Consider the following 24,225-nt stretch of genomic DNA (forward strand, 5'->3'; position numbering starts at 1 on the left):
AATCTAATTTATGAGTTCACAACAGGTAGGGCGTAATAACTTTTCTTTTTGGAGTCTTCGTCGAAGACCACATCATTATAATCAGTTACAACATGATACAATGTGTCCCGTTCGATGGGATGGCGTCCTACCTTCTTTATCAATTCCACCACCTCCTGTGTAGTCATTCCGGGTTTCTGTTCCTCCGCACCGGCCATACTATAAATTTTGGTCGTATCGTCCAAGGTGCCGTCGATATCATCTACACCGAAAGCCAACGATAATTGCGCCGTGTCTCTCGATATCATCGCCCAATAAGCTTTGATATGGTCAAAATTATCCATATAGATCCGTGCAACCGCATAGTTTCTTAAATCTTCGATCACCGAAACCTCGGAGATGTGTGACATCTGGTTTTCCTTATTCCGAAATTTCAACGGAATAAATGTTTGAAATCCACCCGTTTTGTCCTGAAGCTGTCTCAAACGTTCCATGTGATCCACCCGATGCCAAAACTGCTCAATGTGACCATATAACATCGTTGCGTTGGTATGCATCCCCAGGCGATGCGCCTGCTCATGAATGTCCAGCCATTGTTCTGCAGTACATTTGTCGTGCGCAATCTGCTCCCTGATTTCCGGATGAAAAATTTCTGCTCCTCCTCCGGGCATTGAGTCCAGACCACAAGACTGCAAATATTTCAGGCCGTCATAATGACTCAACTTCGCTTTCTTGAAAATGTAATAATATTCGACCGGGGTCAGTCCCTTGATATGCAGTTCCGGTCGGTGCGCTTTGCATCTTTTGAAAAAATCTGCATAAAATTCGAGATTTTGTTTCGGAACCACACCACCTGTAATATGCACTTCTGTAACAGCTTCATTGTCATATTTTCTCACAATGTCCATCATACCATCAACCTCCATCTCCCAACCTTCGGCGCGTTCTTTGATCAGTCTGGAATAGGAACAGAATTTACAGTCATATACACAGACATTGGTCGGCTCAATGTGAAAATTACGATTAAAAAAAGTATGGTCTCCATGACGTTTCTCACGAATGTAATTGGCTAAGACACCAAGATAACCCAATTCACCTTTTTCATATAAAAGAACTCCTTCATCAAAAGTGATACGCTCCTCTCGCAAAACTTTCTCCGCTATATTTCTTAACTCAACGTCTAAATTTTTATCGTTGATCAAGAAATTTAATTTATCTAATGCGTTCATTAATGTATCTCCTATCTTAAACAAATGTACCGAAAAGGCAACAAAAGTTATAATAAAAATGTGATAACACTTATTAAGCTGTGTATTCTTTCCCTGTTATAAAGACCATTAAAACTTTATCAAAACAATATCCTTAATCTGTAAATTGCTGCATCTCAATCAACTTCTTATATAAGCCATCATGTTGCAATAATTCACTATGGCTCCCCGCTTCGACAATCTTTCCGGCTTCGATCACAACGATCTTATCCGCATTCTGAATGGTACTTAAACGGTGGGCGATAACGACTGTTGTCCGATTGTCCATCAATTTATAGAGTGAATCCTGTACCAATTTTTCAGATTCGGTATCCAAAGCCGAAGTTGCCTCATCCAGTAGCATGATCGGTGGATTTTTCAGCACTGCACGTGCGATACAGATCCGCTGTCGTTGTCCACCGGACAATTTACCCCCTCTGTCGCCAATATTCGTTTGGTACCCATGATCTGTTTTTAGAATAAATTCATGTGCATTGGCGATCTTCGCTGCAGCTTCGATCTCCTCCTGACTGGCAGACAGGTTAGCAAATGCGATATTATTAAAAATGGTATCGTTAAATAAAATTGATTCCTGATTGACCACACCGATCATATTACGCAAAGAATCCTGATCCAGCTCTCTTAAATCAATGCCGTCGAAAAGGATCTGACCATCGGTAACATCCATAAACCGAGGGATGAGGTCAACCAATGTTGATTTTCCTCCTCCAGAAGGACCAACTAAAGCAACTACTTTCCCCTTTTCAATCGTCAGGTCTATTCCCTGAAGGATTTTCTTATCCTTCGTGTAAGCAAAATTCACGTCCTTAAAAACAATATTTCGTGCAAAACTTTCAACTTTTTTTGCATTAGGCCTGTCGGTCACTTCACTCCGCTCATCGACCAGTTCCAATACCCTTTCTCCAGCCGCAAGACCATTATGAATACCACTAAAGGCATCAGTCAATGCTTTTGCAGGACGCATGACCTGTGAAAAAATAGCAATGTAAGCAATAAATGCAGGGGCGGTCAAACTTTGATCTCCTGAAAGCACCAGATGTCCACCATATAACAAAATGATTGCCACCATGATGACCCCCAATAACTCCGAGACAGGTGAACTCATTTGTTGTCGCTTAGCCATGGCACGCCCGATATTAGCGTAGCGTTCATTCTCGTTGTGAAATCTATTTTTGATAAAAGAAACCGCATTAAAGGCTTTGATGATTTTGACACCTGATAATGCTTCATCCAGATAGGAAATCATGTTTCCATAGGACTCCTGTGCCGAGCGCGCCTGACTTTTCAGATTCTTTACAATCCGGGCTATAAAAAATGCCGAAATAGGAATTACCAGCAACGAAAAGAAGGTCAGTCTCGCTGAAATATTAAACAGCATCACGATATAAGCGATCAATTGCAAAGGTTCTTTGAATACCACTTGCAATGTACCTGTGACCGAATACTGCACCACTTGTACATCGGATGCCACCTTTGAGACGATATCCCCTTTGCGTTGCCCTGTAAAATAGCCAACGTGTAGGTCCATTACATTATCAAATACAGCTCTACGGAGCTTTAACAAGGTATGAATCCGAAAATTCTCCATGATCCGCTGACAGAAATAGCGGAAAAGATTGCTTATAAATACAGAAATTACAATAACAATACAAACGTACTTTAATGCGCCATAAGCACCCAACTGTTCATTTGCCATACTAGCATAATAATTAAACCACGCTAAAATATCGGTGTAAGTTTCGGGTTTTATTGCTTCGACAGTAGCTTCGCCTGTATTAAAAAGTGTATGGAGTAATGGAGCGAGTAATGCTAAATTTAATGTGCTAAAAACAACCGTAATCAACGTGCAGATTACATACGGAATTGCAAATTTCTCAATGGGTTTAGCGAATGATAAGAGCCTAAAATATGTTTTCATTAATTTTGAACTAAGACAAATTTATTTTATACAAAAAAGTAATTTGTCGATCTCTCCTCTTCCATTAAGATTTCTTTTAGCGAGGAAATTGAACAAAAATAACAAATTAATCAAGAAAAGTACGCATGCACTACTTTTCAATAAAATTGTTGCACCTCAATGATAAATGACAAATGGGATACTCGTTTGAAAAAAAGACAAAAATAGTTACATTTTATAGATAATTCCCTAATTTAGCTTCATTCAAATACCAAATTATTAAAAATAAAATGCAAATAGACGTTGCCAAAAGATTGCAGCACACTGAAGAATACTATTTCTCAAAAAAATTAAGAGAAATAGATGAATTAAACAAGCAGGGTGCACGTGTAATCAATCTAGGGATCGGAAGTCCTGACTTACCCCCTCATCCGGAGGTAATCGCGACATTGAACGATAATGCTCAACTTCCAAATGTACATGGCTATCAAAATTATAAAGGAGCTCCGGCCTTAAGGCAAGCAGTCGCAGATTGGTATCAACGTTATTATCGCGCTACTTTTAATCCGAATACGGAGATCTTACCGCTCATTGGATCGAAAGAAGGAATCGTCCATATTTGCATGACTTACCTCCAAGAAGGAGACAAAGCTTTAATCCCTAATCCCGGCTATCCAGCCTACGCTGCAGCAGTAAGATTAAGTGGAGCAGAAGCAATAACTTACAAGCTTACACAGGAAAAAAATTGGCTGATTGACTTTAGCGAACTTCGCAAACAAGATCTATCGAAGGTCAAGTTGATGTGGATCAATTATCCGCACATGCCTACGGGTGCCTCGGCCTCGGATGCGTTCTATAATGAACTGATTGCGTTTGCAAAAGAATATAATATACTTATCTGTCATGACAATCCCTATAGTTTTATCCTGACGGATAAACCACGTAGTATCATGAGCGTGGACGGAGCCAAAGAGGTTGCGATCGAATTAAATTCTTTAAGCAAATCATCCAATATGGCCGGCTGGAGAGTCGGGGTATTGGTTGGTGCGGAAGAACGGATCAATCAGGTGCTGCGATTCAAAAGCAACATGGATTCGGGGATGTTCCTCCCCGTCCAGCTAGCGGCGGCAAAAGCCTTGCAGCTGGACTCATCCTGGTACCAGGATTTAAACAAAATTTATGCTGATAGGCGTCAGAAGGTATATGAAATCATGGAACTATTGGGCTGTTCATACCAACAAGATCAGGTAGGCTTATTTGTATGGGCTCAGATTCCAAATTCCTACATAAATGGTTATGCACTTAGCGATGCTGTCTTGGACCGAGCTCGGGTATTTATCACACCCGGAGGCATTTTTGGGAATGGTGGAGATCAATACATCCGGATCAGTCTCTGTGCCACAGTAGAAGTTCTTGAAGAATCCATCCAACGTATCAAAGAAAGCTTTTGACGGTAATTTTCAATGTAAACATTTGAATCAGATGAAATAGCCCGTGGTGACGAAAAACAAAACAGCTATTTCATTTGATACCAAAAAAGACCAGGCTTCGAGAGCCCGTAAAATAAATGTGAAGCATTTATACATACAATAAACACGAATTAATAATTATTCACATATGAATATTGCCATCGTAGGCGTAGGTTTAATTGGCGGATCAGTTGCCATTCGCCTAAAGGAAACAAAATTCTGCAGTAAGATTATCGGCGTAGATAAAAGTGAGAAAAATCTTGACAAAGCCAAGCAGATAGGCTTTATCGACGAAGCAATGACCTTAGAAGATGCAATAAAAGCATGTAAGGTACTTATATTGACTATTCCTGTTGATGCTATTTTGCAGGTTGTTCCACAGATTCTTGATCAGGTCACCGATCAAGTTGTTATCGATATGGGGTCAACTAAAACTAACATACTCAACAAAATCAAAGATCATCCAAATAGAGGTCGCTATCTTGCTGCCCACCCAATGGCGGGTACAGAATATTCGGGTCCGGAGGCTGCTGTTGCAGGTCTTTTTAAAGGGAAGATGATGGTTTATGTCGAGGCCTTCAGGACAGACGAAGATGCTTTCGAAATCACCGATGCAATCACCGATCAACTGGAGATGCGCACCTGCTTCATGAACGCGGACGAGCACGATGTACATACAGCCTATGTTTCACATATCTCTCACCTCACTTCATTCGCATTAGCCCTAACGGTCCTAGAGAAGGAGAAATCGCAGGGACGTATCTTTGAGCTGGCAGGTTCAGGTTTTGAATCTACCGTACGCCTAGCAAAAAGTTCACCCGACATGTGGACCCCTATCTTCAAACAGAATCGGGAAAATGTACTGGAAGTACTGGAGGAACATATCAAACAGCTGCAGTCCTTACATGATTCAATCGCCAGTGAAGATTATGACAAGTTACACAAACTGATCAAGCGTTCAAATAAGATTAAACGAATCATTAAATAGCGATCGAAATGAGAGACCGGAACTTCGGTTGCCCGATCATTCTATTATGACTCAAAAAAAAAGCTGTTGATCCTTTTTGAATAAAACATAAAATAGCAAAGGTTCCTTCGTCATTGCCGGAACCTTTGCTATTTATTCATCTTCCAATTCGTTAAACTTATCCAAATCCAGTTTTGCCCCCGCAAAATCACCCAACTTTTCTTTAATCGCAGCGCGATAAGAATATAAATCTGAATAATAAGGATTTAACTCGATAGCCATCGAATAATCAACCAACGCACCGTGCATGTCCTCTAGTTTTTCCTTAAGATCTGCGCGTAGAGAATACACATAAAAGTCCTCAGGATTCAGTTCGACCAACCGGTCAAAATCAGACAATGCTTCGGGCAGACAGCCCAGACGCTCGAATAGAGAGGCCCGTTCTTCATAGACGATCGATGAGTTATGGTCATTTTCTTCGGCTTTTGCGTAATCCTGTAGTGCTTTTTCGGAATAACGATATGATTCAAATACCTTGGCCCGGAATACATAGGCCGCAGTTTGATTTCCATCCAATTCGATCGCCCGGTTAAAATCATTCAAAGCCAGTTCAAAACAGGTTAATTTCAAGTAGAGACTTCCTCTAAAAACGAAGAGATTACTATCATCTGTCGCATTTTTACTGATGGCCATGGTATACAATTCGATCGCCTTCAGATAATCATAACAATGTACATATTCAAGTCCCAACGAGTTCAATTCATCCGTACTGAGATTTTTCTGTGTAGATTCCAATTCTTGAATGACCAGATTCTCTGCTTCAAAATAGCTTACCTCAGCCTGGTTTTCCTGCCATTCCAATACACTGTGATAATTAAAATCCAATCGTTTAGCGATTTGGTAATCATAAAATGCACCTTCATCCTCGCCAATAATGCGATAGACCAGACAGCGGCTTGCATAAAAATAGGGTTCTTCCTTAAATAACTCAATTGCTCTAGTATAGACGGCGATAGCTTGATCATAAGCCTGTATTTTAAAATAATAGAGCCCAAGGTAACTATAAGCCAACACACTGTTAGCCAAATCAATCGCCTCTTCCAAAAGCTGTACAGGATCACCACCACCAATGATTCCGATAAAAAATCCTCTTAATAAGAGCTTAATATCCTTTTGGTGAATGTGATCAAACTCATCTTGGGAGAAGGAAATGATATCCGTTGGAAAAAAAGACGAAATTGGCAAAAAAGAAAACTTAGCAAGTAATACAGGAGGCGGAAGTTTAAAATCCGCTTCTGTAAAAGCATTACCCCGGAGGGTAACAGATAGATTTGATATCAGTTGCTTCATACCCAAAACTAAGCTAAATTTCAATAGAAAAGAAATTTAACAACCTGCAAGACCAGTTTAAAAAAGCAGTTTTAATTCAGTTCACCGGTCAAATAAAGATATTTATACCGAACGATATCCCTTGAATTAGTAAATCTGACAAGTTTTTCACGCTTAAAAACATAATTAGAGACTTTATCTTCCATTAAACGGAGAAATTCCACAAATTCTGCAAAAAAACTTTGGCGTTCATCAGCCGTAAACTGACTGTTTTTTACAATCCAGAAGAATTGTTCTTCGTTTACATGAAAAGACACTTCATTTTTCTTCTCTTTTCGAAAAATAAAAATCGGATCATTTTCTTGGTTAATAAATAAAGCAAAACCTGTATTTCCACCATCCAGGTTTACCACAAAAGCAGAAAAATAAACGGTACCTATCTGTAAATTTTCCAGACAAATTAATTTATGCAACATCAGGTCGACAGTTAGATCACCTAAAAGTATTAAGTTTTTATTAAAAAACAAAAAAAAGACCCACAATAATGTGAGTCTTTTTGCCAATAATAAGATTCTATTAGAATGTAAACTTAACAGAAGCATTCCAAGTTCTACCTTGACCAATTAATACGAAATTGGAGGTATCGATGCCATTCCAGGTATTGTTGACGTCTGTTGTCACTGTACTTGAGGTCGCTTCAGAGATATAGAATTTGTTTAACACATTGTTCATGTTAACGCGGAAGCTCATCGTATTTTTATCGCTTACTTTAACCTCATAGGATAATCCGGCGTCCAACAGATTGAACGAAGGAAGTTCCATTACACGTCCAACTTTTTTACCGTCCTCTTCAACTGTCCTGTGTCTTGACGAGTACAGACGGTCATATTGTCTGTAGTTACCATCCACAGAAAAACCTTTGAATACAACATATTTTGCACCAAAGCCATATGTTGTTTGTGCTGCATTCCCAACATGTTCTCCAGTCAAATCGACCTCTTCCCTACCCAATTCAACACGGTTATCATTACGTTCAATAGCCGTAACTTTTCCATCGTATTTCCAATCACCGATTGATGCGAATCCTGTTAAAGTCAAACCATGGAATGGACGTGCCGCAACATCTAATTCTGCTCCTTTATGATCCTGTTTAACACCATAATTTGACGTATAAATAAATTGTCCGGCAAGCAGAATATTCGGATCGTTTGTTGGATTATATTTAGCAACATCTTTATCCGTTGCCAATCTTGAACTACCCGTAACACGGTTTTCCCAAGTCGTGCGATAAACGTTCAAATTGACATCCAAGAATCGGGAAGCAAATTTATAACCGGCTTCTAAACCAAGAATTTTTTCATTTTCAGCATTTTCATTAATATCATTTGCATAATTCATGAAAATATTATTTTGATAAGGCTGACGGGAATAATATCCGGCATTAGCAAAAATACTATGTTGACCCAAAGTATAACTTACACCACCTTTCGCGTTATATCCAAAGTTGTTTACTGTTTTGGACTTTTCATTTCCAGGTGTGTATTGGAAATAATCATAGCGTTTGTTCTGTTGTTCAGAGACGGATCCCTGGAAAAATGCTGTAAATCCATTTTTAGCATATTCCAATTGGCCAAACAAACCTCCATAACGGATGTATTGGTTATAGTCCCAAGCGAGTCGCTCATCGCGCGAATCCGGTTTGCTTGAGAATGCCTTCCAAGGGTTCGTTGAATACGTATTAGTCAGATATACCGGATCAGTAATATTGATATTTCCACCTAGCAGTACACCATTTGTATTGCCAAGTGGATCAGTCAATTTACGGTAATGCGTTCCCTTATAATCCCTCACATCAAAACCGATATTAAAATTCAAAGACTCTGAAAGCTTGCGGTTATAGTTTGAAACAACACCAAACCATTGATGATTGTTCACATCGGCAGCCAGGTATTTTTCTTTGTTATATTTATCACTTTTTAGTCCTTGGCCACCACCTGCAGCTAAAGAAGCATACGCAACAGTAGATAATGAAGATTTATCATCGATAGTCCAATCCCAGTTTAAATTAGCCACTGGTTTATGATAAAAATTCTTTTGTGCATTCATCATGACACCATTGGCATCTTTGTAATTATCATTATATCGTTTACCAAATTCTAGATAGTTTGACAGTTTTGAGGTATACCCTTGATTATGCCATTGCGGAGCCCCAGTTACCATAAAGTTAAAGTTGTGCTTCTCGCTAGCTTTGTAACCTACAGATAGGAAATAGCTCTGTCCCGCACCTTCGGTATGATCCATATAACCATTACCAGACCACTGGGTGAACATTGCCGAAACAGCAAATCCATTTTTCATGAGGCCAGTATTATAACCGACAGTGGCTTTCATAAACATGTCATTACCGACAGTTGTCCTTACAAAGCCACCTTCTTTCATTGAAGTAGATTGCGTTACATAGTTTACAGTCCCCCCAACAGACGAGATCGCTAATTTGGAAGCGCCCAAACCACGTTGAATTTGCACCAATGAGGCAATATCAGTAAGCCCAGACCAGTTTGACCAATAAACACTTCCATTATCCATGCCATTGATCGGTTGACCATTCAATAAAAATGCGGTATTAGATTGGTCAAAACCACGTGTAGTCATAGACGACTCACCAAAACCTTTTGCCTGGCCAGTAATATAAACAGACGGTGTGTTGGCCAAAGCTGAAGTAATATCCTGTGCCCCTACTTTTTCTTCTAAATCCTTTTTGTGGATTGTTGATACCGCAATCGGTGTTTTTCTACCCACAGCGATATCAATAACACCATGCCCAACGATAACAACCTCATCTAAATTCGTTGAAGATTCTTCCGAAAAAGTCGGATTTATATTTAACGATTCGCCCGATTTCAACATGATGTTTTCAATGACAACTGGTTTTTCACCAATGTAGGTCACTTCCACTTTGTAGGGACCACCCTCTTGAAGATTTGAAATTTGAAATTTTCCTTGAGCATCGGCAGAACCGCTTACTACCTGTCCACTTGGGATGTGGGTGATTTTAATGGTTGCTCCTTTAACTGTTTGTCCAGCAGCCTCCTTAACAACTCCTGAAATCGAACTTGTATTTGCCGTTTGTGCATGAATTGATCCATAGCTAGCAAAAACAAGTGCAAAAAAAAGTAAAGACTTTTTCATGTTAGATGTGATTGTTTTGTTTTTTGTGCCGCAAAATTAGGAATTGATTGTCTTTTTAACTAATTTTAACATAAGCATAACTATAATCAGTCCATTTATATTCACTTCGAATTTTACACTTCCATAGATTAAGCGTGATTTTAAGATCAAAACAGCAAATCAAAAATCAGCGCGTTAATAGAAATACAATAAAAATATGGTTTCAATGGAAATATACGAAAAGAAGACAAAATAAAATTTTGTCTTCTTTGAATAACTCAACATATTCTTTTATTTCTGTTTTTTATCCGGATAGCTACCTGAGGTTGCCTTTACAATAGCAAATATTATAGCAAGAATAAGGTCTTAGCATTTTTTAGTCAAACAAAGCGCCCCTTAAGGTCAAAATGGCTATATTTAAGTATTAATAAAAAACTATGTTGTCCATTGAACAAGCTTACGCGGGCGTTCTTGAACCTGCATTAATTGAAGAAATCACACAGACTGCACGAATCAGAACATTCCATGAAGGTGATCTGATTATTGATACTGATCAATATATCAGAGCCATGCCCCTACTGCTAGCAGGTGCGATCAAAGTGGTTCGGGAGGATGAAACGAAAGGTGAACTCCTGCTATACTATCTTGAGCAAGGACAAACTTGCACCATGTCCATTGCCTGTTGTATGGGTAATAAAAAAAGTGAAATTCGTGCGTGGGCGGAAAAAGATACTACCGTGGCGATGATTCCCAATGAACAGGTCAATAACTGGATGGGAAAATATCCTTCCTGGCGGAATTTCATTATATCAAGTTATGCCAGCCGGATGAATGAGATGCTCCAGGCGGTAGATAATCTGGCATTCTCCAATACGGAAGAACGTATCCTAAATTACCTGAAAGCCAAAGTAAACCTTACCAACAACCGGATTCTTACCCTTACTCATCAAGATATTGCATCCGATCTGACCACCTCACGTGTAGTGGTCTCGCGGATCTTAAAAAAATTGGAGAATGAAGATAAAATTGTACTGCTCAGGAATGAAATCAGAGTATTGATTTAGATCCAAAATCGCATTATAACCAGCGAATATCGTGGCCGATCGGGCGGATCTCAAAGCTGCATAGTCCTATTATTGCTTTGAGCCATATGAATCCAAAAACATTTGTACCTTTATTGGTAAGAGAATACTCGATTCACACCATTTAATTTAATATGAGAACAGAAAACGTAGGATTTATAGGATTGGGAAATATGGGCCACCCTATGGCAAAAAACCTAGAAAAAGCAGGTTTCCCTCTTTCCGTTTATAACAGAAATATAACAAAAACAATAGATTTCGAAGCGCAATCAGCTGTTTACGAAAAAGTCTCTGATCTGGTCAATGCCAATGCTATTGTGTTTACGATGTTGACCAACGATACTGCAGTTCAGGAGGTTTATGGTAAAATTCTTGAACAGCCTATCAGCGGAAAATTATTTGTGGATATGAGTACCATTTCACAGGACGCAAGTATTGATCTTGCCCGAAAGCTAGCAGAAAAAGGGGCCACTTTTCTGGATGCACCCGTGGCCGGAAGTACCAAGCCTGCCGCAGAAGGTACACTGATCATTATGGTGGGTGGAGAACAAACAGATCTTGAGCGTGCCAGACCTTACCTAGAAAAGATGGGTAAATCCATTAAACATCTTGGTGAAAATGGCAAAGGTATTGCCGCAAAACTTGCCATCAATTACTTTCTATCAATCATCTATCAGGGTTTAGCCGAAACCATCTTATTCTCCGATCAATTGGGGATTGAACGCAGTGAAATGCTAGAGATTATCAACGATAGCGCCAGTGGTAGCGGAGCAACAAAAGTAAAAACACCATTGCTCGTCGAAGGAAATTATACCGCAGCATTTGCACTGGAGCTGATGTTAAAAGATATCCGATTGGCCCAAAAGGCGGGCGCAGCCTATCCGTTGCTCGGAACCCTTCTTGACACCTACCAGGCAGCACATGAAAAAGGTCTGGGACAATTGGATGTGATCGGAATTATTGAATCTATAAAACAATCCTGAGTTTATAAGGGTTAATACACATATTAAGGCCCCTACTTTACACAAGGCAGTTACCTTAAAGGACAATCATAAACAAATGGTTTAATCAAATCGAATAACAGATGAACTGGCGGAAGTTAAAACTTCATTTAATCGCGAACAACATCTATCGAATAAAAACAGGAACAGATGAAAACAGCTTTAACATTTTTTCTATTGACTATTGTTACCATGAGCATGAAAGCACAGGAGTTAAAACAGGTATCCTATAAAGATGGAACACAGCAACTAAATGGGCTTATCACGTCCAATGCTGATAAAAAAGGACCTGCGGTTCTTATTTTACCCGCTTGGAAAGGCATAGACAATGAAGCAAAACAAGCCGCTTTACAACTTGAAAAAGAAGGTTATATTGCTCTCATTGCCGATATCTATGGTGAAGGAAATATCCCTACAGACAACACGGCGGCTTCGAAAATCGCCAGCCATTATAAAGCAGACTACAAGGCCTATCAGCAGCGCATTGCGGCTGCACTGAAACAATTGAAGGAAGCTGGAGCTGATCCCGAAAAAATTGCAGTAATTGGTTACTGCTTTGGGGGAACCGGAGCGCTGGAAACAGCACGCGCTGGTTTTCCTGTCGCTGCTGTAGTCAGTATTCATGGTGGGCTCTCCAAATCAGTCGACAGACCTAATGCAGCAATCAATGTGAAAGTATTGGTTGAACATCCTGCCGCTGACAAAAGTGTATCAAAAGAAGATTATGATGGATTGGTTAAGGAACTTAATGAAGGAAAAGCAGACTGGCAGATCATTACCTATGCCAATTCTGGCCATACCTTTACCAATCCGGAATCACCAGAATATAACCCTGTTATGGCCAAACGTGCTTGGGAGCATACTTTACTATTCCTCAAAGAAGTACTAAACTAAAACATATAAAGCCAAAGTCCCCCCCTATTTAAATGAACTGTCATTCCAGATCAATAAAGCCCCAATCGATCATTTTCCAGTTATTGGCACTCCTGTTCTGTACGGCTGTAGCACGATCTCAAACGATAAAATCAATGGAAATCGGAGCGCCTAGCCAAGCGATCCTGTTCGTTACCAATGAATCCGATAAATCAACGGATTTCGCGATGCGTCTCCATGATCAAAAGGCAAATGAAATTATTCGACAAGTTCCCTATAGCACGACTAAGCTCCTAGTTACAAAGACAGATGCCCAAAAATTTACTTTTTTTGTCAACAAGCGTAAGTGGACAGTGGATGTACCGACCCTCAAACAACGAAATGCCATGATCCTGTTTGATGGTCAGAGCCGACCAAAAGTTATCTATGGTAGCCAAAGCTATCTCCAGGCCGCAAAGCCAATATTGACAAATAATAAGCTGATAAGTACGCCTCAAAAAACACTTAAATACGATGGGAAACTATTCTTCGATTCCATCGCAGCTATTCCGTTTAAACCATCCAAGCAATATGCTAAGGCAATCATCTCCCGATCCAACCTTCCGATCTACTCCAATCAGAAAAAAGGTAGATATGACGGAACCTACATTTCGCAGACTTTTACAGGGGAGAACCCCGAAAAACCCAACGGCATTATGACGATTGTTTATCAGAAAGGCAAAGAGCTATCAACGAACAATTTATCTAATGGAGTCAACTATTACACCAAATATTTTTACAACAAATGGGGATTAATCGATTCGATACAGCAGCTTTACAACAGCAAATGGACATACAGTACAATTTACCAATACCTACCGCATACTATTCTCATTAGCGATGCCGAGCGACAAAGCGTATCCATCTATCATTTAAATAATCAATATCAACTGGTCCGAGAGGAATCCATTCATTTCGCTTACCAACGGATGAATTGGATCGACCACCGTTACAATTAAAATGGTCAGCTTATTGAAGAAGTTTCGGGGTTAAATAACGCCATCGAAAACCGAAGACTGTATTAATATGATGATCCAAAAGCAAGCGATTTCTCTTCGCGGCAGGAATTTGACGCAGCGGGGAAGCTCACTGCTGAAACCAAAATAGCTGTACAAGACAACGAAACTACCTACCTATTTTATCGTGATGGTACATTGGACATGAAAATAGTCTCAAAAGAACTGGGCGACTACCAATATGAGAGCAGTGTATTCGACAAACAGAATAAAATCACTTCTAAAACAATACAAAGGAAAGTTAATCCAATTCTTAATAATTAAAACTCGCGACCTGAAATAAAAGTAAATCATTGTCCTATGACCAACTTTTCTTCAACGCAATAAACAGTTATTCATCATTAGTGAAAAAACGGAAATTAATAAGTCAACGTCACCCTTTGCTGTATTTTCTTGCTGTCTGGGCAAGAAGAATACAAAGAAAGGCCATTTGGTTGCTGGACAATAAAAACTATACAAAAACCAAGTCTACAACAGCATTGCAGTACCGCATCAAAAAGCACCAGTCTGTTTTATTAAAGAAGCTGGGAGAAAACAATATGCAGCTGCAGATCAATAAAGTGACCAACCTAAAGATTGCAGCAAAGCAGATCAACGGTATACTTATTCACCCTGGCGAAATATTTTCATTCTGTAAACTCGTTGGGCAGCCTACGCAAAAAAAAGGTTATCTTCCGGGGATGGAATTGTCTTTCGGGGAAGCCCGGGCAGGTATTGGCGGTGGAATCTGCCAGATCTCCAATCTGATCCATTGGCTTGTTATCCATAGCCCCCTGACAGTCACAGAGCGCTATCATCATTCGTTTGACCCTTTTCCTGACGATGGCCGTGTGTTGCCCTTCGGTAGCGGCGCGACGGTATTTTATAACTATCGTGACTATCAATTTACCAACAACACGGACTATACATTTCAGATCAACCTCTGGTTTACCGAAAAATGTCTTGAAGGTGAATTACGCGTCAATAAGGAACTCGATTTCGCTTACCATGTTTTTGAAAAAGAACATCAATTCCTTAAAATAGGAGATCAATTTTACCGGAAAAATGAAATCTGGCGAGAAAAGTTCCTAAAATTTCAGGGCGGAAAGGTTCTTGACACAGAACTCCTGACAAAAAATTTTGCCCGTGTCACCTATACTCCGTCTGACTATATGGAATTGCGACTTGAAAAATAGGATGCTATGCTAAGTACACCGAATGCAGCGTTGAGAGCAATACAACTTTTTAGCAAAAGACCTGCCTGCCTTTGATCTTTCTGGCACATGGTTTCGCTGTACATGCACATGGTCTATTTTCTCCTCAGTTGATTAGATCGAAAATATGTTCTTACACGGGCCTATTGGTTAATAGCTTGTTTTACTATTCCGAGATTACGTAATAAAGAAGCTTTAAAAAGTCCTTTTTTTTGTCTAAATTTGATGTGGCTTTGGGGGTATTCTGTATGGAATTGAGATAGTCCCTTCGAACCTGATTCGGTTTATACCGGCGTAGGGAAAAGCAACCGCTTATGTATATTGCGATATACCTGACAGCCTATCTGTCTCATTTCTTCCTGACAAAGCCACCAACAAACATAGCGAACAAAAAGGAATGGAAGATTTAATTATCGATCTGTTAGCACAGGTCAAACGACAAAAACCACTTGTACATAATATTACGAATTTGGTGGTCATGAATAGCACTGCCAATGCACTCCTTGCACTTGGAGCTTCCCCAGTCATGGTTCACAGTCCATCCGAAGTGCGCGAGGTTGTTGATCTTGCCCAGTCATTGGTCCTTAACATCGGCACATTGAGTGAACTTACTGCCGAGTCCATGCTTGTCGCCGCAGAACACGCCAATAACATTGGCCGCCCCTGGGTATTAGATCCTGTAGGAGCTGGTATATCGGCTTTTCGCAATGATCTGTTAGCAAATCTGCTGGAATTAAAGCCAACGGTTATACGGGGAAATGCTTCGGAAATCATGAGCCTTTACAATTTCAACCAGGTCAATACCAAAGGAGTGGACAGCACCGCAGACAGTAAAGCTGCTGTTGGATATGGCCAAGCACTGCAGGAACAAGTGGGATCAATCATCTGCATCTCCGGAAAGATAGATTACATCCTATCTGAACAATATACAGTGGAAGTACACAATGGGCATCCGATGATGACGCAGGTGACAGGACTGGGCTGTAGTTCAACTGCACTGATCGGCGCATTTTTAGGTATTGCAGACCAACCATTTGAAGCAGCAACAGCCGGAGTCGCCCTTTTGAGTCTCGCGGGTCAACTGGCGGCGGCCAAGTCCCCGGGGCCTGGTTCCCTACAGGTGAACATCTATGATGAGCTCTATCAGCTGAATGCTGATCGCATCAAAGCTGATCTCAACATTAAACAATATGGCAATTAATCCCTTGTTTCCTTATCCACTGTATCTAGTTATTTCTGAACAGGATTGCTACCCACAATCCTGGCTTCATGTTGCTGAGGAAGCCATCCACGGCGGTGTGGATATTGTTCAGTTGCGTGAAAAAAACGAAACTCCGGCGCGATTTCTAGAAAAAGCGAAAAAGCTGAAGCGGATCACCGACCGCTATGGGATCCCATTGATCATCAATGATGCCGTTGGTATAGCGCTCGAAATTGAAGCTTGGGGTGTACATGTTGGACAGAATGATTGTCAACCTTTGGAAATACGGGAGAAATATGGACAGCAGATTCAAATTGGCTGGTCACTTGAGAATCTTGCACAACTGGACAGCGAACAGATGCGAGCGGTAGATCAGCTTGGTGTGAGCCCCATTTTTGCAACAAAAACAAAAACGGATACCATTACAGAATGGGGAATCAGCGGATTGTGCCAGGTACGGAATTTAACCGAAAAACCCCTGATCGCCATTGGACGCATGGACCTGGATACGATCGAAAGTACATGGCAAGCAGGAGCAAATTCAATTGCTGTCGTATCAGCGATTTGCAAAAGTAACGATCCAAGGGAACGTAGTGCCCAATTAAAGGAATTATTAACATGAACATAACAAAAAAATACACTGTACCCACTGTCCTGAGCATAGCGGGATTTGATGGTAGCGGCGGAGCTGGCATCCAGGCGGATACGAAAACCATATCGGCCCTAGGATGCTATGCAATGAACGTCTTGACAGCTTTACCAGTACAAAATACACAGGGAGTACGCAATATTTACGAAATCCCTACTCAAGCAGTCCGAGAGCAGCTGGATGCAATCTTCGACGATATTTATCCGGATGCGATCAAAATCGGGATGGTTCACAACATTGAACTCGTCGAACTCATCAGCAACTACCTGAAAGACTACCGTGGAACAATTGTATTTGACCCTGTAATGGTAGCTACAAGTGGCCATAAATTAATTCATGACGATACGATACAGGCTTGCGTAGACCGACTTTTCCCACAAACAACAGTGATCACCCCCAATCTGGATGAGGTCAGTGTACTTGTCGGAAGAACCATAACTAAGGTCGAAGAAATGGAAAAAGCGGGCCTTGAACTTCTTGAAAAAGGGTGTCAGTCAGTTCTTCTTAAAGGCGGGCACCTTCAAAGTAGCGAACTCACTTCCCTCCTCTTTCAGCAAAACGCATCACCATTGGAATTTAAATCACAAAAAATTGACAGCAAAAATACACATGGATCGGGTTGCTCACTTTCTTCGGCAATAGCCAGTCAGTTGGCGCAAAAAAAACCACTTGATCAGGCTGTTGCGATCGCACTAGATTATGTCCACGAGGCAATCAAAGGAAGTAAAGATCTCGTTATTGGCAAAGGAAATGGGCCACTTAATCATTTTCACAACCCTTCTAAACTTATTTTTCATGAAATGGAGCGATAAAACATGGGATACGATCAAACCTATTTACGCAGATATCATAACGATGCCTTTTATTTCAGAACTGAGCGATGGTAGCTTACCCCTGGATAAATTTCAATTCTATATGCGTCAGGATGCTTTCTATCTAGAGGAATTTGGACGAGTCTTAGCTTTTATTGGTGCAAAGAGTGCAGATAATCAACAAGCCCTGGATTATTTTGAATTCGGACGCAATGCACTTATCGTCGAAAAAGCCCTCCATGAAAACTATTTTAAAGAATTTGGTCTGGATCCGGAAGACGACAACAAGATAGAACCCGTTTGCCACCATTACGTGCACTTTTTAAAAAGTGTAGCCGCATTTGAACCTATTGAAGTCGCTATGGCCGCGACTTTACCCTGCTTTTGGATTTATAAAGAAGTTGGCGACCACATCGTTTCGATCGCCAGTGGCAACCAAAACCCCTATTCCAAATGGATCGATACCTATAGTGGTGAGGACTTCGCCGAAGGCGTGAACAAAGCCAAAAACTACGTCGATCAAATTTCTGAAGAAACTACTGCAACAAATCGGGAGAAAATGCGACAAGTATTTGTAACAGCTTCCCGATTGGAATATCATTTCTGGCAAGCAGCTTACGAAAAGAGAATGTGGTAGCCACAAAAACAACAGTTAAATTGTTCGATAGCGAACACTAATTGTTCATAAATGGGCAATAGGAAAAAACGTCTAAAAGTAAAACAAGCTATTTATCAGCGATTTACATGGTTTTTAAAGTTTGGCACCACTATTATAATACGTAAGGAAGGAAATGAGGCTGCTTTTCGACATCAAAATAAAAATTATAATCGCATAAAATTAAAAATTACTAATAGACAAAACCATGAAAAGAATTTTAACCATCGCCTTTATTTCATTTTTATATGTGGCTCAGGCACAAGAACGTGAGACCCGTAAGATTTCTGCTCCGGATGGCATTTCGGCAGCTACATCGCTACGTGTTGACTACATTCACTCCAACCGTAATGAAGTTGTTCTTGAAGCTGACAATGCAGAACATCTGTCATTAATAGAGACAAATGTCAAAAATGGTATATTACATGTGCAATATAAACGAAATTCACAGATCAGAAATGCAAGGAACAACCGTGTCACGGTATATTCAAGTAAGATTCCGACAAGTTTTTCTGCTTCTTCGAGCGGATCAATCTACAGCAACGAAACGATAAAAGCCAGCAAAATAGCTGTAAGTGTTTCTTCGTCCGCCCGCATTTCGCTTAAAAAATTAATTGCCGATGATATCACGCTGTCCACAAGTTCCTCAAGCAAATTAACGGCCGACGTAAGTGCAAAGAATCTAACGGTGAATTCAACAAGTTCGTCCAAACAGGAGATTGCAGGAAGCGCGACGAATCTGAGTTTAAGTGCCAACTCCTCTACATCGGTGGACATGGCTTCTTTTACAACAAGCAATGCAGAGGTCAATGCCAGCACATCCTCAGGTGTAACCCTAAGTGTTAAGGATAATCTGCGCGGTAAAGTCTCTACTTCGGCAAAGATCTCCTTAAAAAATAAGCCACGAAATGTCCAGGTTGACAAATCGACAAGTGGCCGAATTGTTATCTAATTTTAGTTTAGGTCTTTAAAAAAGACTGTTTATTTATGTTTAATGTTTAGTTAGCTAAAGGTGGCGCCCTCCCCAGTGCCACCTTTTTTTGCTTGTCCGCCCTATCCTCATCGATCAGAAACTGGATTAGTTTATTCCCAAACAGCCTGTTAACAGGAGCCAATTCACCGGATATCATTTGATATTTTCGTATCTTGTGCTAAGAAACACAAGCACAAATAACACACAATCCAATGGATAATTTTTTAGCAAGTAGCCTCAAGCAATTTCATGAATTCAAATCTTTGGGAGACAAGACTTTCGCTCAATTGCGTGATGAGCAATTGTTCTGGCAATTCAACCCTTCCAGCAACAGTATTGCCCTCATTGTGAAACACCTCCATGGGAATATGCTTTCGCGTTGGACGGACTTTCTACATTCGGACGGAGAAAAAGAGGGAAGAAACCGGGATATGGAATTCGAGCCTACCGAGATGAGCAGAGCACAAATGATTACACTATGGAACGAAGGTTGGGATTGTTTATTTCAAGCACTTGAATCTTTAAATGAGCAAGACCTGACGAAAACAGTTTTTATCCGCGGAGAAGGACATACCGTATTGGCAGCCATCCACCGCCAACTTGCCCACTACCCTTATCACGTAGGGCAGATCGTTTACATCGGAAAAATGTGCCAGGATGAGCAATGGACTTCACTATCCATTCCAAAAGGAAAATCTGCAGATTTTAACCAAGAAAAATTTGGCCAAAGCAAAAATGGATAATATATAGCTATCAGTTTCCGCTGCCCAACAAACAATTGGGCGGCATTTCTTTCTGCTCTTTTTCAATCGCGATGACAGACTATAAATCTGTTTAAAACGTTACATGGATGGTACTGTTTTAGACTTTCTTTAGCAAACATTTGATTATATTTGTACGATCTACCAGCGCTAGTTCCGAAACGATCCGATGTTCTGGAAATTAGCTTGTTTAGGACGATTAAATAAATTCATGTGTCGGAAGCTCATTGATCCACTTGAGCATAAATAGGGATAAATAATAATTTTACAGATGAAACCATCATGATTTATTTAATCACACTGGGGGTTGAATAACCGAGCAAAACGAGCTCATGAATACCATTTAAACATACACTCGATGAATAAATCTGATAGCTTCATCACAATTGAAACCGCCGAAGGCGGCATGAATGCCTTAAAGAGAAAATTGATTAATGAATAAACAAAATTTATACCGATGAAAAATTCGATTAAGATCATCAATAATTACGAGTATAAAAAGTTATTCTTACCTGATGTTTCTGAGCATAACCTATTTAACGAAAGTAAAATCCAGGTTTATCGAATTGAAAATTATCTGCGGAGCATTTTAATGCCGGTCATTCCCTATCGTACTACCTTTAATTTTCTAATTTTCGTAACGAAAGGTTCCCTGACTCAACACCTGGAATCTGCCTCTTATACACTGACTGAACACCAAGTCATCAATATCAAGCAGGGTAATATCACCGCAACATTGGCGATATCAGATGATGTTGAAGGTTTTTTTGTGGTTTATGAAAACGAAATTGTCACTGATATCGAACTTGGGATCAATGACATCAAATTTTTCAATTCCCATCCCTTCACTACGTTAAAACCACATGTTGCCCATTGGATTCAGCAAATGCTGATTCTTTTGGAGGAAGAGCTTTTTACCGAAGGTCGCGTGATGGAGGTATGTATTTCGATGATGCAGTGCATCTTATTGAAGGTCATCAAATCGGATATTGAAACCAAGGCACCGATGAGCAGGCAACTGGATATTGCATTTCGCTTTCGGGAATATGTCCAAAAGTTCCATATTGACCATAAAAATGTCTTGTTTTACGCCAATCTATTGCATATCTCCGAAAACTACCTGAACAAATGTGTGAAGGAGGCAACCAATAAGCCCCCCAAGCAATGGATTACAGAAATCAGTATTCTACATAGCCAGATCCTCCTGCAGGACGCCACGAGAGATATTGCGGGGATTGCTTTTGAATTGAAATTCCAATCGCCCTCCTATTTCACCAGGCTATTTAAAAAAATCACCGGGTATTCACCCAGTGATTATCGCAAACATAAGTTTATGGCAGACTAATGTTTATGGTAAGGCAGGTTCCAAATAAGGTCAACCGCCAGATAATGTACCCCAAAATCCACCTGATCGTAGCCCTTGATCAGATCATTCATATAGCCAACATCTAATCGTAATGCTGTCTTTGGAATATCTGTCATATAGTAAAAACCCAAACGTGTTTCCTTGTAACCAAAGCTCGACAAGGCATCCGGTTCATTCAGTTTACTGATCGCAAAAAGACCTTCAGCACTCAGTGCCAGTTCCTGCTTATTTTTATCGGATATTTTAAAATTCACCTGCGATTTCAGCCGGGTCCTAAACTGAAAATTCTCTTCCGCTTTGTGAAAGTCTGCCGTAAAAAATTTCCGGAACTCCTGTCGTAGTGTATTTTTCCATTTCCAGCGCTCAGCGAGCTTAAAGGTATATGCATAACGTCCATACAATCGGAATTCCTGTTCAACTCCCACATTGTGGTAGGGTGCTTTTTCATCAGACACATTTTGACGTCTGTAGCTCAGCGCATAGCTATATTGCTGATTCGGCGCAAATTTGTGATAGACCTCATGATTCAACACCCAGATGGCCTGCTTATGAAAAGGATTGGAGTCGTCGGGTGTACTTTTGGTTCCTAGTCCGATATAGGTCAGTGCTTCCTTTGTTCCGGCACTGTCCAACTTGCGTCGCAGGCCCAACACCGACCAGGAGGCCGTTTTGGCTTTACCGAGCCCTGGCGGACTTACCTGCCCATATACGGTGTTTATATGAATTCCCAATAAGAGTATTATTGGGAATAGATTTATGAAACGAAATTTCAACATCAGATAAAATTTTAGTAAAAAAAAGACTAGGAAGTCTCCGCTGTCGCAGAAAATTTAGCCACCAACCAATTGTCCAGTCGTTTGACAGGCTCCATTGCCCACATCGCGACCACAAAAGGAAACGTTAGGGTCGTCCAACCATTGTGGATCATGCAATGGTCAAAATAGGTTGCTATAATAACCGCAATGAGTACATAAATGCCATCTCTAACGCGTTGCCCGCTCAAAGCAATCCCACATAAAACTGCATTGAAACTAAAGATCCCGTTGTTGGTCATATCGGTTGATTCATGCCCATGATGCGAGATATAAACGCTAATAATTACAGCGGCAGAGGCATATAACGCCGCGATTGGCTTACTGATAAAAACGCCTATGAAAAAGATCAATCCCGCAATTAAGCTACCCTGAAAAATAACCTGACCGAAGGCATGCCCCTCGATAAGGAAATCGTCCATTTCCTCAATATCCACAAAGTGCTCTGGAACTGTCCGTAAAGCCAATTCTGGAATACTCAATACATATAGCGCAATCCAGGTGATCATGATAAAAGGAAAGGTAAATACAGGAATATTTTTCTTCAGTGCAAAGCCCATTAAAATCGTGGTCAATGCAGAACCGACAATCAAGGAGGTCCATACCCAGATATTAGCCTGAAAATAAAAGACCAGTGCAATCCCATATAATGTGGCATTAAATCCAAAGAGCCCATCATTGATATGGTCCTCGTCAAACTTCATCAATTTCGCTGTGATTACCCCGACAAGATTAGCCAGGATCCCAGCAAATCCCATGAGTGCGGAATCATAAATAATAGCCCCAATAAACAGGATACCAGTCCAGACGTTACCCTGTAACATAATCTGTCCAAATCCCTTAAAAACAGCTTTAATAAAAGCCAGGATGTTATTTTTCATAGAATAATTTGTTATTTAAAAATCGTATTCAGTCCCCGTTATTTAATTCAGGAATAATTTTTCCCACAAAGCACTTTGCATCTCTTTAAAAAGAAGGTAAAGTTGCTCAGCACCATAACCCAGCACACGCACGATAAAACCATCATGTTGCAAAGCACTGATACCAAAGGCAACATCCTTGGTTTCCCCATATTTCTCATAAAATGCTTCGATCCATTCATCTGGACTTAACCCGGCACTATTCAGATAGATCAGCGTCCCTTGATGGGTATATCCTTCCAGAATACCCAGTCCCTGAATGGGCATACGGTCCGGTTGTAACAGCACATTATCTTTTACTACCAGTCGACCATTTACATAACATTCGGTCAGGTTCTGAAAATGATTGTACTGAAATTCCTCCCCCGACATTTTCCTCCCACAGGTCACGATTTCACTCAGTAGTAGATGACAATTGGAAGCAAGGTGGATAATGTTGTGACTCAAAAAATGAGAGGAATGCTGTGGCACCACTGGATGCGGGACATAGGAAAACACGGAATCTTCGCCCAGAGTCACCTGCATTGTCTGCGAAGAATGCCCCTTCATATGAAACAGACGCTGATAAGCCTGCGTCTGCAACTGCAATTTTGCTCCCGGCGCAATATCAATTTTGATCTGATGATCATCACCATCCAATAATCCCGGTGAGGAACTCATGATCATCAAATAAGCCGCGTTATCTTTTTGATATTGACCGACAGGGACAATGCGAAAAGGCTGAGTGACATAAGCATCCTTCATAAAGGATTTCCCTTCACGATGTGCTATTTTGACGGCTAAAGAACAAATCAT

At 40.5% G+C, this 24,225-nt stretch carries 22 protein-coding genes and 1 riboswitch; of the genes, 14 read left to right on the top strand and 8 right to left on the bottom strand.

What is annotated here, in order from left to right:
• Positions 1–8 precede the first annotated feature (8 nt).
• Positions 9–1,208, bottom strand: a complete 1,200-nt coding sequence (locus HPC41_RS14365) for a radical SAM protein (RefSeq protein WP_172394658.1) — start codon at positions 1,206–1,208, stop codon at positions 9–11.
• Positions 1,209–1,341: 133 nt separating this feature from the next.
• Positions 1,342–3,165 carry an ABC transporter ATP-binding protein gene (locus HPC41_RS14370; RefSeq protein WP_172394659.1) on the bottom strand — a complete coding sequence of 608 codons (1,824 nt, stop codon included), beginning with the start codon at positions 3,163–3,165 and terminating at the stop codon, positions 1,342–1,344.
• 269 nt (positions 3,166–3,434) lie between these two features.
• Here HPC41_RS14370 and HPC41_RS14375 point away from each other — a divergent pair, with 269 nt between their 5' ends.
• Positions 3,435–4,595, top strand: a complete 1,161-nt coding sequence (locus tag HPC41_RS14375; RefSeq protein WP_172394660.1) for a pyridoxal phosphate-dependent aminotransferase — start codon at positions 3,435–3,437, stop codon at positions 4,593–4,595.
• Between the two features lie 148 nt (positions 4,596–4,743).
• Complete coding sequence (locus HPC41_RS14380) at positions 4,744–5,601, top strand: prephenate dehydrogenase (RefSeq protein ID WP_288813450.1); 858 nt, start codon at positions 4,744–4,746, stop codon at positions 5,599–5,601.
• A 132-nt stretch (positions 5,602–5,733) separates the two neighbouring features.
• Here HPC41_RS14380 and HPC41_RS14385 read toward each other — a convergent pair whose 3' ends face one another.
• From HPC41_RS14385 to HPC41_RS14395, 3 genes are all read right to left on the bottom strand, one after another.
• Positions 5,734–6,930 carry a tetratricopeptide repeat protein gene (locus HPC41_RS14385; protein ID WP_172394662.1) on the bottom strand — a complete coding sequence of 399 codons (1,197 nt, stop codon included), beginning with the start codon at positions 6,928–6,930 and terminating at the stop codon, positions 5,734–5,736.
• Positions 6,931–7,001: 71 nt separating this feature from the next.
• The gene (locus HPC41_RS14390) at positions 7,002–7,385 is read right to left on the bottom strand and encodes a hypothetical protein (RefSeq protein WP_172394663.1); all 384 of its coding nucleotides are present in this window, start codon (positions 7,383–7,385) and stop codon (positions 7,002–7,004) included.
• 100 nt (positions 7,386–7,485) lie between these two features.
• The gene (locus HPC41_RS14395) at positions 7,486–10,098 is read right to left on the bottom strand and encodes a TonB-dependent receptor (protein WP_172394664.1); all 2,613 of its coding nucleotides are present in this window, start codon (positions 10,096–10,098) and stop codon (positions 7,486–7,488) included.
• A 416-nt stretch (positions 10,099–10,514) separates the two neighbouring features.
• Here HPC41_RS14395 and HPC41_RS14400 point away from each other — a divergent pair, with 416 nt between their 5' ends.
• The 12 genes from HPC41_RS14400 to HPC41_RS14455 all read left to right on the top strand — a co-directional run bounded on the left by HPC41_RS14400 (position 10,515) and on the right by HPC41_RS14455 (position 21,677).
• Positions 10,515–11,141 carry a Crp/Fnr family transcriptional regulator gene (locus HPC41_RS14400; protein WP_172394665.1) on the top strand — a complete coding sequence of 209 codons (627 nt, stop codon included), beginning with the start codon at positions 10,515–10,517 and terminating at the stop codon, positions 11,139–11,141.
• 152 nt (positions 11,142–11,293) lie between these two features.
• Positions 11,294–12,142, top strand: a complete 849-nt coding sequence (locus tag HPC41_RS14405) for an NAD(P)-dependent oxidoreductase (RefSeq protein ID WP_172394666.1) — start codon at positions 11,294–11,296, stop codon at positions 12,140–12,142.
• A 168-nt stretch (positions 12,143–12,310) separates the two neighbouring features.
• Entirely contained in the window at positions 12,311–13,054 is a 744-nt protein-coding gene (locus HPC41_RS14410) for a dienelactone hydrolase family protein (protein ID WP_172394667.1), read from the top strand.
• 134 nt (positions 13,055–13,188) lie between these two features.
• On the top strand, positions 13,189–14,031 hold the full coding sequence (locus HPC41_RS14415) for a hypothetical protein (RefSeq protein WP_172394668.1): 843 nt from the start codon (positions 13,189–13,191) through the stop codon (positions 14,029–14,031).
• A gap of 401 nt (positions 14,032–14,432) precedes the next feature.
• Positions 14,433–15,263: a VanW family protein gene (locus HPC41_RS14420; protein ID WP_172394669.1), complete on the top strand. Its 831-nt coding sequence runs from the start codon at positions 14,433–14,435 to the stop codon at positions 15,261–15,263.
• Positions 15,264–15,506: 243 nt separating this feature from the next.
• Positions 15,507–15,599, top strand: a riboswitch (TPP riboswitch).
• Positions 15,600–15,678: 79 nt separating this feature from the next.
• Complete coding sequence (thiM, locus tag HPC41_RS14425) at positions 15,679–16,482, top strand: hydroxyethylthiazole kinase (RefSeq protein ID WP_172394670.1); 804 nt, start codon at positions 15,679–15,681, stop codon at positions 16,480–16,482.
• The gene (gene thiE / locus HPC41_RS14430; protein ID WP_172394671.1) at positions 16,472–17,104 is read left to right on the top strand and encodes a thiamine phosphate synthase; all 633 of its coding nucleotides are present in this window, start codon (positions 16,472–16,474) and stop codon (positions 17,102–17,104) included. The genes thiM and thiE overlap by 11 nt, the downstream gene beginning before the upstream one ends.
• Positions 17,101–17,943 (top strand): bifunctional hydroxymethylpyrimidine kinase/phosphomethylpyrimidine kinase, encoded by an 843-nt coding sequence (thiD, locus tag HPC41_RS14435; protein WP_172394672.1) that lies wholly within the window; start codon positions 17,101–17,103, stop codon positions 17,941–17,943. Before thiE ends, thiD begins: the two co-directional genes overlap by 4 nt.
• Entirely contained in the window at positions 17,927–18,580 is a 654-nt protein-coding gene (gene tenA, locus HPC41_RS14440) for a thiaminase II (protein WP_172394673.1), read from the top strand. The genes thiD and tenA overlap by 17 nt, the downstream gene beginning before the upstream one ends.
• A 226-nt stretch (positions 18,581–18,806) precedes the next feature.
• Positions 18,807–19,550, top strand: a complete 744-nt coding sequence (locus HPC41_RS14445) for a GIN domain-containing protein (protein WP_172394674.1) — start codon at positions 18,807–18,809, stop codon at positions 19,548–19,550.
• Between the two features lie 233 nt (positions 19,551–19,783).
• Complete coding sequence (locus HPC41_RS14450) at positions 19,784–20,314, top strand: DUF1572 family protein (protein ID WP_172394675.1); 531 nt, start codon at positions 19,784–19,786, stop codon at positions 20,312–20,314.
• A gap of 475 nt (positions 20,315–20,789) precedes the next feature.
• Positions 20,790–21,677 (top strand): helix-turn-helix domain-containing protein, encoded by an 888-nt coding sequence (locus tag HPC41_RS14455; RefSeq protein ID WP_120258486.1) that lies wholly within the window; start codon positions 20,790–20,792, stop codon positions 21,675–21,677.
• Here HPC41_RS14455 and HPC41_RS14460 read toward each other — a convergent pair.
• From HPC41_RS14460 to HPC41_RS14470, 3 genes are read right to left on the bottom strand one after another with little or no spacing between them, the layout of a single operon-like run.
• Entirely contained in the window at positions 21,674–22,474 is an 801-nt protein-coding gene (locus HPC41_RS14460; protein WP_172394676.1) for a DUF2490 domain-containing protein, read from the bottom strand. The genes HPC41_RS14455 and HPC41_RS14460 overlap by 4 nt on opposite strands.
• Positions 22,475–22,500: 26 nt before the next feature.
• Positions 22,501–23,391: an urea transporter gene (locus HPC41_RS14465; protein ID WP_172394677.1), complete on the bottom strand. Its 891-nt coding sequence runs from the start codon at positions 23,389–23,391 to the stop codon at positions 22,501–22,503.
• A 42-nt stretch (positions 23,392–23,433) separates the two neighbouring features.
• A complete protein-coding gene (locus HPC41_RS14470; protein ID WP_172394678.1) occupies positions 23,434–24,225 on the bottom strand; it encodes an urease accessory protein UreD in 792 nt (263 codons plus the stop codon).

Source organism: Sphingobacterium prati (assembly GCF_013167215.1).
In the GTDB taxonomy this organism is placed as follows: Bacteria; Bacteroidota; Bacteroidia; order Sphingobacteriales; family Sphingobacteriaceae; genus Sphingobacterium; species Sphingobacterium prati.

Coding starts and splice junctions, on each gene's coding strand:
- thiE (WP_172394671.1), top strand. CDS start 16,472: ATGGCAATTAATCCCTTGTTTCCTTATCCACTGTATCTAGTTATTTCT.
- HPC41_RS14370 (WP_172394659.1), bottom strand. CDS start 3,165: ATGAAAACATATTTTAGGCTCTTATCATTCGCTAAACCCATTGAGAAA.
- HPC41_RS14365 (WP_172394658.1), bottom strand. CDS start 1,208: ATGAACGCATTAGATAAATTAAATTTCTTGATCAACGATAAAAATTTA.
- HPC41_RS14465 (WP_172394677.1), bottom strand. CDS start 23,391: ATGAAAAATAACATCCTGGCTTTTATTAAAGCTGTTTTTAAGGGATTT.
- HPC41_RS14445 (WP_172394674.1), top strand. CDS start 18,807: ATGAAAAGAATTTTAACCATCGCCTTTATTTCATTTTTATATGTGGCT.
- HPC41_RS14400 (WP_172394665.1), top strand. CDS start 10,515: ATGTTGTCCATTGAACAAGCTTACGCGGGCGTTCTTGAACCTGCATTA.
- HPC41_RS14470 (WP_172394678.1), bottom strand. CDS start 24,225: ATGATTTGTTCTTTAGCCGTCAAAATAGCACATCGTGAAGGGAAATCC.
- HPC41_RS14395 (WP_172394664.1), bottom strand. CDS start 10,098: ATGAAAAAGTCTTTACTTTTTTTTGCACTTGTTTTTGCTAGCTATGGA.
- HPC41_RS14460 (WP_172394676.1), bottom strand. CDS start 22,474: ATGTTGAAATTTCGTTTCATAAATCTATTCCCAATAATACTCTTATTG.
- HPC41_RS14390 (WP_172394663.1), bottom strand. CDS start 7,385: ATGTTGCATAAATTAATTTGTCTGGAAAATTTACAGATAGGTACCGTT.
- HPC41_RS14410 (WP_172394667.1), top strand. CDS start 12,311: ATGAAAACAGCTTTAACATTTTTTCTATTGACTATTGTTACCATGAGC.
- HPC41_RS14415 (WP_172394668.1), top strand. CDS start 13,189: ATGGAAATCGGAGCGCCTAGCCAAGCGATCCTGTTCGTTACCAATGAA.
- HPC41_RS14385 (WP_172394662.1), bottom strand. CDS start 6,930: ATGAAGCAACTGATATCAAATCTATCTGTTACCCTCCGGGGTAATGCT.
- thiD (WP_172394672.1), top strand. CDS start 17,101: ATGAACATAACAAAAAAATACACTGTACCCACTGTCCTGAGCATAGCG.
- HPC41_RS14455 (WP_120258486.1), top strand. CDS start 20,790: ATGAAAAATTCGATTAAGATCATCAATAATTACGAGTATAAAAAGTTA.
- HPC41_RS14450 (WP_172394675.1), top strand. CDS start 19,784: ATGGATAATTTTTTAGCAAGTAGCCTCAAGCAATTTCATGAATTCAAA.
- HPC41_RS14375 (WP_172394660.1), top strand. CDS start 3,435: ATGCAAATAGACGTTGCCAAAAGATTGCAGCACACTGAAGAATACTAT.
- thiM (WP_172394670.1), top strand. CDS start 15,679: ATGGAAGATTTAATTATCGATCTGTTAGCACAGGTCAAACGACAAAAA.
- tenA (WP_172394673.1), top strand. CDS start 17,927: ATGAAATGGAGCGATAAAACATGGGATACGATCAAACCTATTTACGCA.
- HPC41_RS14405 (WP_172394666.1), top strand. CDS start 11,294: ATGAGAACAGAAAACGTAGGATTTATAGGATTGGGAAATATGGGCCAC.